The organism is Blastomonas sp., assembly GCF_030373265.1.
GTDB lineage: Bacteria > Pseudomonadota > Alphaproteobacteria > Sphingomonadales > Sphingomonadaceae > Blastomonas.
The window spans coordinates 1-12,174 of the sequence record NZ_JAUCZC010000001.1; the positions used below are offsets into that span (position 1 = coordinate 1).

A 12,174-nucleotide genomic window follows, 5' to 3' on the forward strand; every position below is an offset into this window, starting at 1 on the left:
GCCCATGGCTGCGTAACTTAAACCAAACAGCCTCCGGGAAACCCGGTGCGGTTCACATCCATGATGGCCTGTCTCACAAACGCTGGCCCTTCGTCGCTATCCTGCAACTCTTCCATATAGACATTAATCAGAGCGATCATTTCTTTTCGCTCGTGTTCTTCGAGTTCAGGATAGCTTACAACTTGTCTGACTGTTTTCTCCAAGAACCCTAACCGAGCACCGTGGTCCCTCATAGCCGGAAGTCCACCATTGCCGTGGTTCCAGACGTTAAAAAGAGCCGATCCAGCAAATCCATTCTTAAACGCAGTGATCTCTTCTGCCGCTTTGTCGCGGTTGATCGGCTTCATGTCGGAAGCGACCACAATGTCATAGACCAGATCGGCACGTTCTAAAATACAGGCTACAATCTTGTAGAATTCAGCTGACCAAGGTTCCACCTCAAACTTTTCTGCGAGGTAAGCACCGCCTTTTGTGTTGGTGCTGTCGAGGAGGTTTGAGGCGACATCTGAAAGTTCTGTCGCGGGATCGGTTATTGTGGCCATGCGCCGTTATAGCGGACGGCCGTTCACCGTGGAAGCGTTAGGAAAGTTGCTTGCGGATAATCCGGTGGATCGTCTTCAATGGGCCGGAGGGAATCTTCCAGCCCAGCTGCTCCGCGATATGGTCGTCACTGCAACTCAGCTGCACCATCCTCAACCCGGCTGTCATTCGCTCAGGATCGCCAATCGCGTCGGGCTTTTCCGGTCGTTCAATGGCGAGGAGGAAATGCCACGAGGATGGCCATGCGGTGATCTGCTGTTGTAGGTCGCGGGCTTGCGCGAGGGTGAGGATAATGGGCGAGGTCATGCTGTATTTAAGGGACCACGTAGCCTACACGGCTTGCCCATTAGCCCGATGCCTGCTTTCTGCTTTTTCGAATGTTACTCGTGGGGGAGGCGATGCCGGACAAGCTCTACAAATATAAACCGTTTGGGGTGAACACCCTCCGGGCGATAACCGAGGCGGAGGTTTTTTATGCCAAGCCTTCCACATTCAATGACCCACTGGACTGCGATCCAACAATCGACATGGATATCGATCGAACCCATTTGGAGCGGCTTCTGTTTCGAATGTTGATGAGAGATGAGACTGAGGACGATGCTCGAGAGCGGATTGGATACCTTCGTTACATGTCAACGGAATATGGAGATTTTAGAACGGACCCGGACGTTGAAAACTACCTCATGCGAATGTTGGCACGGGATATAAAGTCTGAGTTGGATAAGGAGCTGGGTACAGAGGGAGTGCTTTCTTTGTCTGCTACCTGGCAAAGTGGATTGATGTGGTCGCACTATGCAGACGAGCACCGAGGCATTTGCATTGAATATGACACTCGTGACATCCCACATCCGTGTTTGGGGAAGGTGGATTACAAAGGTCCGCGCGCTGTCAAAACCAGCGACCTATACCGTTGGAAAGTTCAGGAGCGAACAGATGCCAAGGATCGGGTCTTTCAAACGTACTTTTACACGAAGTCAAAAGAGTGGCGTTATGAGCGCGAGTGGCGTGACCGGCGATTCAAAAGCGGTGTAGCGGAAGTTCAATTCCGAACAACAGCTATACTTTTTGGATATCGCTGCAATTCAAGTGTCATCAAAAGCATTGTAAAGTTGCTAAACGACAACCCGGAAATCAAAATCTGGCAAGTGCTTCCAAAGGATGAGGGCTTCGGCCTTCGTCGCCAACAGGTTGATAGGCGGGAAATTGACGCATTGGCAATCCGCGAGCCAGGATTCTTGATGTTCAAGGACATCGTTTGGGATGACGATAATGCCGACACTGAAGACCTTGGACCAATTGCCGAGATACAAGCCGACGAACCGCCAAAGAAGGATTAGCCCAGCGCCAGCTTGAGCATGATCGCGGTGGTGCGGTCGTTCAGGACGACGACGATCTTGGGCCGGATAGGATTGCGGCATAGGTAGGCATTTAGGAAATGGTCGGTGCGGGCATTTTCGTCCAGCCATTCAGGCAATTGGGATCGCCATGGTCGGCTTTTATGGTCGAAGTTCAGGTAAGCCTTATAGGGAGGCTCCCTCATCGGTTGGCCTGCAAGGGTGCATAGGTGAGGCATCTGGGTTTGAGGCTGTCGAACACGTCCTTGAACCTACTGTCGCAATCTGTTTCCTGCCATAGCGTTTTTAGTTGATCCTCATCCAAGGTCAGGTTCCAGCGATAGCCGATAGTGAATTGCACCTCACGTTCGTTGAGCTGTCGGGTATCGACGCGGAGGCGCGTGACCCTCGCAAGTGTGGTTTGAACATCAAATGCTGCGTGGGGCTTTATCACGGACGAGCATCCTCGCCGGGCGGCTTCCACATGGCCAGCTTGAACATGATCGCATCATCGCTGGATTTGAACTGGATGAGGTAGGTTTCGACGCCTCGCGCCAGCTCAGCCGCATAGTTTTCTCTAGTGATCCCTGCATTCGAGACACCAACCTGAATGGCTACGCGGTTTAGCAGCCGGCGGCTGATGTTGGTCGGCAAGCCTAGCACGGTGACCGCAACCTTCTCATTGCTATCCGTGGATAGCAGGGCAATTCGCTCGATCAAATCCGTGATGCGATGGTAATCACCGCATTCACGCGCTTCTTGCTCGACAGTAATGCGCTTTATCTCTCGCCACTCATCAATGGTGAGATCACCCACCATTTCTCGTCGAGCGATGGTGTATCTGTCCGGTGTTAAGGTATGAAGGTATTCTGCCACTCTGTCGTATTCCAGTGTCGTGACGTTGAACTTGTAGGGATAGTGGTCGGTCATTGTAGTTCTCCTTTCCTGACCCCCTATTTACGCAGATGGCTAACTCAGATTTTGCAGTGAGTCCGCGTCACCGGAAAAGAGTGAAATCAAGTCCAAAGAGTGGATGACGCAGGAGTCGGGCGATGTCTTTTACGATGATGTCGGCGCAATAGTGCAGCTGGCAAGATCGGAGTAACTCACAATGGCTAAGTTCAACCCCTCGCTGCTCGTTCCTGCAAACGCCCAGGCAGCAGCTTCCGCGCAGCGCAGTGCAAAGGAGGTCGCACTTGCAAACATTGACAAGCAAAAGCACCTCTTCAACACTCCGGAGGACAAGGAAGGCAAGCGGACGTTCAAATCCGTCGATGGCGGTCGGGTGCAGTTCACTCTCAGGGTCAGCAACACTCCGCTGGTTCTCGGTCAGTATGAGGTCGATGGTGTGAAGGCTGATGTTCGCGAGATGACCGTCCCGGCGGCAAACTTTGCTGAGGCGCTCGACTATTTCGCGGACAAGCTGAAGGCTGGAGAATTTGACGGCCAGCTGGCTGCGCTGGATGAAAAGAAGACTGCCCGCACTGCAAAGCTGCGCAAGACCCGTTCGGAGAAGAAGGCGGAAGCAAAGCCTGCATAACTGCAAGCCACCTCAACCCAAGCCCCGGTGCTAGTCACCGGGGCTTTTTTGCTGTCTGCTGTTGACCTCTGGTTAAGATTGTGTGCCTATCGCGCCAGCATCACACTTGTGGAGATCGAAATGGCAGGCTTTCTGGAATTCATCGACAACACACTGGGCACTCATTTCGATGCACCAGTCTATGACCCCTCAAAGGGCCGGAAGAAGATGGTGTCGGTAATCGACAAAGCGGCAGCACAGCACAATGAGGGAAAGACACCTCCCACGCGCTCGTGGAAGCTGGGCAGCAACAATGCCATCCGGTTTTCCCCAAAGATCAATGGCAATCCCGTGCTGATTGGTGGTGAAGCTGAGAACCATATTCCAGCTGATCGCTTTCAGGACTTCCTTGCCGGATTGAAGGCCGCAGTTGAGGCGGGTGATTTGGACGAGGAGATCAAGGCCGCGCTGGAAGGCGAGCAGGGCAGCACGGCTAAGCCAGCCCGCAAGCGCACCACATCATCCTCAAATGCCGATAAGCCTTGGGCTGTTCGGAAAGGCTGGGGAGAACTTTCGGCTGAGGATAAGCGCGCTGTTAGCTCACGTTACCGCTGGGGCAAAAACCCCGACAATTCGATCATTGCGGAAGCGGGCCATAAGCCGGACGCGCCGATCTCTGCTGAGCGCAAGAAAGCCTAATAAGGATGGAGCGGCTGAGACCGATCAGCCGCTCCACCGCTTTTAGCCTTTGATGTAACGCAATCGGGAAGCCTCGCTCGCATATTCGCTGAGCGTTTTCGTGGGCTTCCAATGCAAGTCCTGCTCAATGCGCAGGCCACCCATCAGCTTGAGGCTGGCTAGTTCGTCTAGGCACACATAACCCAACTCGGGTTCTCCCACGCCCAAATCGCAAAGGCCGAATGCCAGGCTGCTATCGGGTTCGAGTTCGGTCAGTACCCACGTGCCTGACCCACAGGGGTTGAACAGCTTGACCACAGGTGTGAAGTCTCGTTCCTGTCTTGTGCCCTTGAGGGGCGCTTGTTCCTGCCAGTTCATCACCAGCTGCTGAACGTCCTCGGGGCGGATCATCTTGAGGAAGTCCATCATGCACCTCCCTTGTGGATAACAGGCTGCTTACCAGACCAGTCGATATTCTCGGCAATCCATGCGGGGACGAACTCCCAATCGAATGGCTGGTCATACTGGTCTTTGACCTCTGCCCAGGCGGCGTCGATCTCATCTACCCATTCAAGCACGGTGAGACGCAGGCCGCTTGTGCCGATTTCCTCGCGGATGCGATTGGCCTTTGCGCGCAGACCTTTTTGCCCTGCACCGCCGTTGAGAATTTCGAGAACGGCTTGCCATGCGACGGCTGCTGTTTCCAAACTGCTTGGGGGATATTGCTTGCTTGTCATGTGGCTCTCCTTGTTTTGCCACAAGAACATCAAGCGCCTTCGGGCTGGGAGAGCAAGAACAAGGGTGGTCGGAGAGAAGGGAAAAGAGTGGCCGGTTGCGCCAGGAAGTAGATGACTGGTGAATCAGGTGATGTCTTGATGTCCTTGCATGGAACAGGAGACACACGCCATGCAGATCGATCTCAGTGCGCTCGCAACCTTTGTTGAAACTCTGGACTGTAACGCAGAGTTTGAAGATGATGCGTTCGCATTCACTTTTGATGATGTGCGCGTCTACTGCGAGCGCAAGCGTAGGCACTTCAACCTGCACATTGGTGCAGAGGTGCTACAAATGCCCCGCTAAGGGGTCTGCGCGGTTTGATAGGTCTAGAGTGCGCCTAATTTGCGGGCGCGGTCGGCCAGCTTCTCATATCGCCCGCCAACGATCTTACCGAAGTGGCGACACCACGCCGCTAGAAATGCCGCTTCTTCCTCACGGCGCTTGGCTTTGCCGAGAATGACGGCGATACGCCATGGATAGTAGGGCGCTGGCTGGTCGCCTTTTATAAACCAGTTATCCAGGCTTTCGTTCACAATGGCGATTTGCCTGCCAAGGTCATTGTCGATTGACCGCAGTTCGGCACGAAATGCCTCCTCCGATTGGTTGAGGATCGTGAGGCCGCCTGAAGCCTGCCCATATGTCTTGCCTTGCAGCATCGTAGGAAATGCAGCTGCAAACGACGCCCTAAAGAGGTCACTTGCCTGATGGCGAGGTAGGATTGCGGTCGTGTCGAGGCGATGGGTTATCTCACTCAATTCCTTTTGGAAGTCCATCGCTGTCTCCTTTGTTCGCAGTCTGTCCTATTTCCGTCCCTGCTGTCCAGAGCATCTATAAGGCGCTTTGGTGTATCTGGTATTCGGCTTCGGGAAAATCAGGATGCCAGTCGATCTCACCATTGGGACCAAGGAAGGTTGTGCCTTGACCGTGTTCCTTTCCGATCAACTCACCTTCCTGATTGTATGACAAGCGCAGCGCATTGGCACCAATTACGATGTGCATGTTGCGCTCAGTGTCACATTCCATCGACTTGATGAGACTGTTGAGCGTTTGCTTCATCGCAACCCTGGCTGCATTTCGTGTTTCCGCATCATCTGAGAACACCGAAGTCTGCTGGTGGTCGATTAGCGCGAGAAAATCCGGGGAAGGGGAGGAGGATCGCAAGGACATCAGGTGCGCTTCAAGCGAGGCTATCTCTTTGGACTGTTCTGCGGCCTCTGCCTCAAGTTCAAGCATCAGCCGCTCCATTGTGGCGCTGTTGGTCCTGACGAAGCTAACGGCGGCATTGGCTGCTTGGGCTTGCTTGTCCTCCAGGTAGCGCCTCGCCTCTGCAACCTGCACCTCAACGTCTGAGATGTCGGCAGTTGGAGCGCCTAACTGGTTTTGGGCAAGCCATCCTGACACGAGTTCGACAACCGCCTTTTCCAGTTTCTCGTATCGGACCCAATTTCGGTTCGTGCAGCGCGGTATGCCTCGCTCCTCGTCATGAACTCGATTGAGGGCGTTATGGCATTTCAGGTAGCTGAAGCTCTGCTTTGCAACATATTTGAGGTGCGGTGTTTTGCTATATCGCCTCAGGGCACCTTTCTTCACCGTTGTTTCGAGCTTCATCCGACCATCACAAACGCCGCATTTTGCGATGCCGGAAAAAAGGTTGTCGTGGGTTTTCTTCCATGAACCACTCGTGCTTTTCCTGGCTTGCCGTGCCGCGTGAGCCTTTGCGAAGGTCACGGGGTCTATGGCTTGTGGATAATGGTTGAGGACGACGACGCCTTTGCTGGTCATGGGACCACTGCGCGGCTGGTTCATCGGGTTGTATTCCCCCATAACCGCACGGTTCAGCACTAGCTTGGTCAGATAGCCGACGGTCCAACCATTGTTGCTTTTCTGTCCTAGGTGGTTCCAGACGGGTTCACCTCGCGCATTCAGTATTTTTGCAATCGACGGAGTGCCATGCCCGTCAATGGTAAGCTGGAATATCTCGCGGAGGATGGCGACCCGATTGAGGTTTAGGGTCATCTTGTAGGCTGGTCGATCTGCTGCCTTGGTGATTCGTTTTGTGTCCAACCAAGCGGGCACGGTGGAGGTGTAACTGATATGTTGCCCAGCTGTTGACTGTGCCACCTCAACCTTCCGGTTATGCGCAGCGCGCAGGCGCTTGCTCTTTTTCTCGCTTTCCTCGCGTGACAGTTCCGACTTGACCACCGCCTCAATAACGCTCGTCATCGAGACGCGCTCATAGGCCGGGTAAACCCGGTCACCATCCACAGTTGCGACTGTTACGCCTTGGCTGGTCAGCTTTTGCAGGAAAGGCAGGATCGCATCGTAACCTTGGCGGCTGATGCGGTCCAAATTCTCGACGACCAGGACGTGCCCGTTCCGATAAAGCCCTGCTTCTGCTTCCTGCTCAAAAGCGAAGAGGAGGCCATGCTCTGACCTGTTTTTCCCGGTGTAGGCGCTGAGGCCTTCATCGACCAGCTCGCGGGCTGCTGAACCCTGCCAACCGCGTCGGGCTATCATGTCCCTGCACAGGATCAACTGGCGTGCCTTGCTGTTGCCTAGGGCTTGCTCGGCGTTTGAAAAACGCGCGTAAATTGTTGCTGGTAGCGTCATCGTCCCCTCAATGCGTTGGGAGGGGTTAAAATATCCCAACTCCTATAACGGTATTACCGGCGCGGAGGTTCCGACGATCCGCTCGTGCGCGGCGGCGCTGCTGGTGCTCGCGGCGCTGGCGCTCGGGCGCGATCCGGTGTCACCGCGGCTGATCGCGGCAGGGGCGATGCTGGTGCTGGTCTTCTGGCCGGAAACGCTGATGGGGCCAAGCTTTCAGCTGAGCTTTGCAGCGGTCACCGCGATCATCGCGTTGCATGATCACCCGAAGATGCGCGGCTGGGCGACGGCCGACCTGTCGTGGCCGGGCCGCCTCGCGCGGTTTCTCGCCATGCTGTTCCTCACCGGGCTGCTGATCGAGTTCACGCTGATGCCGATCGCGCTGTACCATTTCAGCAAGGGGGGGCTGTATGGCGCGTTGGCCAATATGATCGCGATCCCGCTGACGACCTTCGTGATTATGCCGCTTGAGGCCATCGCGCTGCTGCTCGACATCGCAGGGCTGGGCGCTCCACTGTGGTGGCTGTGCGGTGCGGCGCTTGATGCGTTGCTGACGCTCGCGCACGCGGTTTCCGATGCACCCGGCGCGGTGACGCTGTTTCCCAAGATGCCGCCCTGGACGTTCGCGCTGTTCATCTTTGGCGGGTTGTGGGTGTTCCTCTGGCGCAGCCGCGCGCGCTGGCTGGGACTGGTTCCGATCGCGCTGGCCAGCGTGCTGGTCGCCCTGCAACCGGTGCCCGATCTGCTGATCACCGGCGATGGCCAGCATATCGCGATCACCGGACAGCAGGGCCAGATGGTGGTGCTGCGCGCGCGCACCGGCGATTTTGCGCTGCAGACGCTGAGCGAAAGCGCGGCGTTCGAGGGGGAGCCGACCGCGATGGAGGACTGGCGCGAGGCCAGCTGCAGCGCCGAGTTCTGCAGCTTTGCGCTGCCAGGGGATACGCGGACGTTCACCGCGCTGGTCGGGCGCAACCGCGAGCGGGTGCCCGAGCGTGCGCTCGCGGCAGCTTGCAGGCGGGCCGATATCGTTATCGCCGCCCGCTGGCTTCCGCGCAGCTGCCGCCCGCGCTGGCTCAAGGTCGATCGGGCGATGCTGGCACGGACCGGCGGGCTGGCGCTGTATCTCGATCAGGGGGCAGTGCGCACCGTGGCTGCCAATCATCGCGGGCATCCGTGGTGGGACAGGGCGGTGGCGCTGCGCGAGGCGGATCGGGAGGCGAAGCGCGCCGCCCGGTTCAGCACTCCACCACGTTGACCGCGAGCCCGCCCTGCGAGGTTTCCTTGTAACGCTCGTTCATGTCGAGCCCGGTGCGGCGCATCGTTTCGATCACCTCGTCGAGGCTGACCCGGTGGGTGCCGTCGCCCATCATCGAGAGCCGTGCCGCCTCGATCGCCTTGACCGCGCCGACCGCGTTGCGCTCGATGCACGGCACCTGCACCAGCCCCGCGACCGGATCGCAGGTGAGGCCCAGATTGTGTTCCATGCCGATCTCGGCAGCGTTCTCGACCTGCATCGCCGAACCACCCCAGGCGGCGACCAGCCCGGCTGCGGCCATCGAGCAGGCGACCCCGACCTCACCCTGACAGCCGACTTCGGCACCCGAGATCGAGGCGTTCTCCTTGAACAGCGAGCCGATCGCGGCGGCGGTCAGCAGAAAGCGTTCGACCCCGGCCTGGTCCGCGCCCGGCGCAAAGCGGTCGTAGAAGCGCAGCACCGAGGGCACGATGCCGGCGGCGCCGTTGGTCGGTGCAGTGACGACCTTGCCGCCTGCCGCATTCTCCTCGTTCACCGCCAGCGCCCACAGGTTGACCCAGTCGATGACGGTGAGCGGATCGGACAGCATCCGTTCCTGCCGGGCCATCAGATGCGCCATGATCAGGGGCGCGCGGCGCTTCACGCGCAGGCCTCCGGGAAGCTCGCCGCCGGTGCGGATGCCGCGATCGATGCAGGCTGACATCGCATCGGCAATCTTGGCCAGCCCGGCGGACAGCGTGTCGGCATCGCACGCAGCCAGTTCATTGGCGCGGGTGATCTCGGCGATCGACATCCCGGTGCGCTCGGCGATCATGAGCAATTGCGCGCCCGAGCCGAAGACGTGCGGCGGATCCCACAGCCCGCCTGCGGCCGGGGCATTGGCTGCGGTTTCATCCTGATCGACCACCGCGCCGCCGCCGACCGAGAAATAGGCGCGCTGTTCGATCTGCGCTCCGGCGCAATCGAATGCGGTGAACGTCATCGCGTTGGAATGATAGTCGAGCCGCTCGCGCTGCAGAAACAACAGGTCGCTGTTTTCGTCGAAAGCGATGCGGTGGCGCTTGCCCAGCAGGATATCGCCCGAGCTGCGGATCTGCTCGACCAGCCGGTCGGCGGAGTCGGGATCGCAGCTCACCGGTTCTTCCCCAGCCAGCCCCAGCAGAATGGCACGGTCGCTGGCATGGCCCTTGCCGGTCAGCGCGAGGGATCCGTAGAGCCTGGTCTCGATCCGCACGACGCGGTCCAGCACCCCAAGCTCACGCAGCCGTACGACGAATCGGTTGGCAGCGACCATCGGCCCCATGGTGTGCGAGCTCGACGGCCCGATGCCGATCTTGAAGAGGTCGAAAACAGACGCGACCATTTTGTGTCCTTGTGTTGGGGGTCAGTCTGCCGAGCGGCCCTTGGCGCCGAGCAGGTGGCGTTGCCAGAACGCCAATGTTGTCCAGAACAGGAAGTCGGCATTTTCCTTGCGGCGAAAACCATGGCCCTCGTTGCGCGCCAGCAAATGCCAGGCGACGCCGCCACGCGAGCGCACCGCATCGATGATCTGGTCCGCCTCGCTCGCGGGCACCCGCGGGTCATTGGCACCCGTTACCACCAGCAAAGGCATCTTGAGCTCGTCGACTCGCGTGAGCGGGCTGATTTCCTCCAGCTTGGCGCGCAATTCGGGCACGCGCTCGTCGCCATATTCGAAGCGTCTCAAATCCCGGCGGTATTCCTCTGTATTTTCAAGAAAAGTAACGAAGTTCGAAATCGCAACGATGCAGTTCGCGGCGTTGAACCTGCGGCTGTAGCGAATGGCGCTGGCATAACACATATAGCCGCCATAGCTGCCTCCGGTGACTCCGAAGCGTTTGGGATCGAGCATGGGATGCTTGCCGAGGCGATCGAGCAGCGCGCCGATATCCTTGACCGAGTTTTCGCGCAGGAATGGGCCGTTATCCAGGCTGACGAACCGTTTGCCAAAGCCTGTCGACCCCCGGACGTTGGGATAAAACAGAGCGATTCCAAGCTCATTGATCAGATAGTTGCTGCGACCTAGGAAGCCTGCCGTGGCCTGGCCCTCCGGTCCGCCATGGATCGACATGATCAGCGGGCGTTTGCCGGGATGGCGCTTGGCGTCGGGACGGTAAAGCAGACCGGATATCGGCTCGCCATCGAAGCTCTGGATCTCGATCAGTTCGGGCAGGACGTTGTCGGCAGGGTCGAGTCCACCGGTTTCGCTTTCGGTCCAGCGGGTGATCCGCAGCGTGGCCGGATCGAGACTGTAGGCATCACCGGGCGACTGGTTGGAATAGACCGTGAACCCCAAGGTCCCCCATGGCGCGAACTTCATGCCCGCCCCGATCTCCCCGGGGGGAAGCCCCGCCACGGGACGCTTGGCGCCGCTGTCAATATCGTACAGGTAAAGCCTGGAAAAGCCTGCCTCATTAACGACATAGGCAATGGTCTTGCCGTCGGCTGCAATATCGAAATTGCTGATGTCCCAGCGTTCTCCATCGATCATCGGGGTGAAAAGTCCCGTGGTCGGATCGAGCACGCCGATCCGCTGCACGTCCGAATCCTTGTCGCTCGATACCCAAAGCTGGCCATCGGGCGCGAATTTGAGCGTCCCGTACGCAACCGGCGTGGCATCGCGGGTCACCTTGCGGATCTCGCCGCTCGCCACATCGATGATATGCAACTGGCTATCGGTCACCGAGATATAGTTGAACACCAAAAGTTCTTGGCTGTTGGGGGCAAAGTCGATCGCCACCCAGCCGCCGCTGTCGCTGGACAACACCAGCCGCGCCGACGCGGGATCGCGCGGATCCATCACATAGATATCGTTATACACGCCGGTGCGCATGTTGCTGCCAAACGCGACCAGTGTGCCGTCACCCGACCAAGGGCCCAGCGTGTGACGGCTTTTGCCATCGCTCAGCAATGTCATCCGGCCGACGTCGAGCGCGTAGATCTGCGAAACTTCGTTGCCGCCAGCATCCTTTTCGACCAGCAGCATCGACCCGTCGGGTGACCAGCTGCCGCGATAGATCGGCTCTTCCTCGAAGCTGATCTGGCGCCGCGCGCTGCCCGGCGCGGCGACGCGGTGGAGTTGCGAGACATTGCCGAACCGCGTGGTGATCAGCATCGAGCGGTCCTGGGGATGCCAGCCCGAAAAGCTGGCTGTGCGGTACTCCAGATATGGCCGGGTGTCGGCGACCAGCGACAGCGGGATGGGCGGAACGCCATCGGCCAGCATCGCGACGGGCGGCGGCACGGCAGGCTCGGCGATGGCGCTTTCCTGGGCGATGGCGGACACCATAGTGGTCAGCATCCAAACAGCGCACAGGCACGGTGCAACTGCCCGCCATTTCCGTCTGCCCATGCGCGATCTCTCCCGTTCTCGTTGCTGGCTGCTCTATGCGGGCGATGGCTTTTTGGCAATCAGTGCGCTCCAGGCGCTCTCCATGCGTTAG

16 protein-coding genes are annotated in these 12,174 nt (G+C 58.3%); 5 read left to right on the plus strand and 11 right to left on the minus strand.

Annotated elements, in window-relative coordinates:
* Positions 1 to 17: 17 nt before the first annotated feature.
* Positions 18 to 542, minus strand: a complete 525-nt coding sequence (locus tag QUV11_RS00005) for a hypothetical protein (RefSeq protein WP_300879857.1) — start codon at positions 540 to 542, stop codon at positions 18 to 20.
* A 37-nt stretch (positions 543 to 579) separates the two neighbouring features.
* Positions 580 to 846, minus strand: coding sequence for a hypothetical protein (locus QUV11_RS00010; RefSeq protein WP_300879858.1), 267 nt, complete (start codon positions 844 to 846; stop codon positions 580 to 582).
* Positions 847 to 938: 92 nt separating this feature from the next.
* On the opposite strand from QUV11_RS00010, the gene QUV11_RS00015 reads away from it, so the two are divergent.
* Positions 939 to 1,877: a DUF2971 domain-containing protein gene (locus tag QUV11_RS00015; protein WP_300879859.1), complete on the plus strand. Its 939-nt coding sequence runs from the start codon at positions 939 to 941 to the stop codon at positions 1,875 to 1,877.
* On the opposite strand, the gene QUV11_RS00020 is transcribed toward QUV11_RS00015, so the two are convergent.
* From QUV11_RS00020 to QUV11_RS00030, 3 genes are all read right to left on the minus strand, one after another.
* Complete coding sequence (locus QUV11_RS00020) at positions 1,874 to 2,014, minus strand: hypothetical protein (RefSeq protein WP_300879860.1); 141 nt, start codon at positions 2,012 to 2,014, stop codon at positions 1,874 to 1,876. The genes QUV11_RS00015 and QUV11_RS00020 overlap by 4 nt on opposite strands.
* 62 nt (positions 2,015 to 2,076) lie before the next feature.
* Positions 2,077 to 2,328 carry a hypothetical protein gene (locus QUV11_RS00025; protein WP_300879861.1) on the minus strand — a complete coding sequence of 84 codons (252 nt, stop codon included), beginning with the start codon at positions 2,326 to 2,328 and terminating at the stop codon, positions 2,077 to 2,079.
* Positions 2,325 to 2,804 (minus strand): hypothetical protein, encoded by a 480-nt coding sequence (locus tag QUV11_RS00030; protein WP_300879862.1) that lies wholly within the window; start codon positions 2,802 to 2,804, stop codon positions 2,325 to 2,327. Before QUV11_RS00030 ends, QUV11_RS00025 begins: the two co-directional genes overlap by 4 nt.
* A gap of 181 nt (positions 2,805 to 2,985) precedes the next feature.
* Here QUV11_RS00030 and QUV11_RS00035 point away from each other — a divergent pair, with 181 nt between their 5' ends.
* Positions 2,986 to 3,414: a hypothetical protein gene (locus QUV11_RS00035; RefSeq protein ID WP_300879863.1), complete on the plus strand. Its 429-nt coding sequence runs from the start codon at positions 2,986 to 2,988 to the stop codon at positions 3,412 to 3,414.
* A 120-nt stretch (positions 3,415 to 3,534) separates the two neighbouring features.
* On the plus strand, positions 3,535 to 4,092 hold the full coding sequence (locus QUV11_RS00040) for a hypothetical protein (RefSeq protein ID WP_300879864.1): 558 nt from the start codon (positions 3,535 to 3,537) through the stop codon (positions 4,090 to 4,092).
* 42 nt (positions 4,093 to 4,134) lie between these two features.
* Here QUV11_RS00040 and QUV11_RS00045 read toward each other — a convergent pair whose 3' ends face one another.
* Both QUV11_RS00045 and QUV11_RS00050 read right to left on the minus strand, forming a co-directional pair.
* Entirely contained in the window at positions 4,135 to 4,497 is a 363-nt protein-coding gene (locus tag QUV11_RS00045) for a DUF2958 domain-containing protein (protein ID WP_300879865.1), read from the minus strand.
* On the minus strand, positions 4,497 to 4,808 hold the full coding sequence (locus tag QUV11_RS00050) for a hypothetical protein (protein WP_300879866.1): 312 nt from the start codon (positions 4,806 to 4,808) through the stop codon (positions 4,497 to 4,499). The genes QUV11_RS00045 and QUV11_RS00050 overlap by 1 nt, the downstream gene beginning before the upstream one ends.
* 169 nt (positions 4,809 to 4,977) lie before the next feature.
* Here QUV11_RS00050 and QUV11_RS00055 point away from each other — a divergent pair, with 169 nt between their 5' ends.
* The gene (locus QUV11_RS00055; RefSeq protein ID WP_300879867.1) at positions 4,978 to 5,151 is read left to right on the plus strand and encodes a hypothetical protein; all 174 of its coding nucleotides are present in this window, start codon (positions 4,978 to 4,980) and stop codon (positions 5,149 to 5,151) included.
* Between the two features lie 23 nt (positions 5,152 to 5,174).
* Here QUV11_RS00055 and QUV11_RS00060 read toward each other — a convergent pair whose 3' ends face one another.
* Complete coding sequence (locus tag QUV11_RS00060; RefSeq protein WP_300879868.1) at positions 5,175 to 5,621, minus strand: hypothetical protein; 447 nt, start codon at positions 5,619 to 5,621, stop codon at positions 5,175 to 5,177.
* 55 nt (positions 5,622 to 5,676) lie between these two features.
* Positions 5,677 to 7,458 carry a recombinase family protein gene (locus QUV11_RS00065; RefSeq protein WP_300879869.1) on the minus strand — a complete coding sequence of 594 codons (1,782 nt, stop codon included), beginning with the start codon at positions 7,456 to 7,458 and terminating at the stop codon, positions 5,677 to 5,679.
* A 10-nt stretch (positions 7,459 to 7,468) separates the two neighbouring features.
* Between QUV11_RS00065 and QUV11_RS00070 the strand changes: the two genes are divergently transcribed.
* Positions 7,469 to 8,713 carry a ComEC/Rec2 family competence protein gene (locus tag QUV11_RS00070; RefSeq protein WP_300879870.1) on the plus strand — a complete coding sequence of 415 codons (1,245 nt, stop codon included), beginning with the start codon at positions 7,469 to 7,471 and terminating at the stop codon, positions 8,711 to 8,713.
* On the opposite strand, the gene QUV11_RS00075 is transcribed toward QUV11_RS00070, so the two are convergent.
* Together QUV11_RS00075 and QUV11_RS00080 are read right to left on the minus strand one after the other, a co-directional pair.
* Complete coding sequence (locus QUV11_RS00075; RefSeq protein WP_300879871.1) at positions 8,694 to 10,076, minus strand: L-serine ammonia-lyase; 1,383 nt, start codon at positions 10,074 to 10,076, stop codon at positions 8,694 to 8,696. The two genes, QUV11_RS00070 and QUV11_RS00075, sit on opposite strands and share 20 nt — an antisense overlap.
* A 21-nt stretch (positions 10,077 to 10,097) precedes the next feature.
* Positions 10,098 to 12,032: a prolyl oligopeptidase family serine peptidase gene (locus QUV11_RS00080; protein ID WP_300879872.1), complete on the minus strand. Its 1,935-nt coding sequence runs from the start codon at positions 12,030 to 12,032 to the stop codon at positions 10,098 to 10,100.
* Between the last annotated feature and the right edge of the window lie 142 nt (positions 12,033 to 12,174).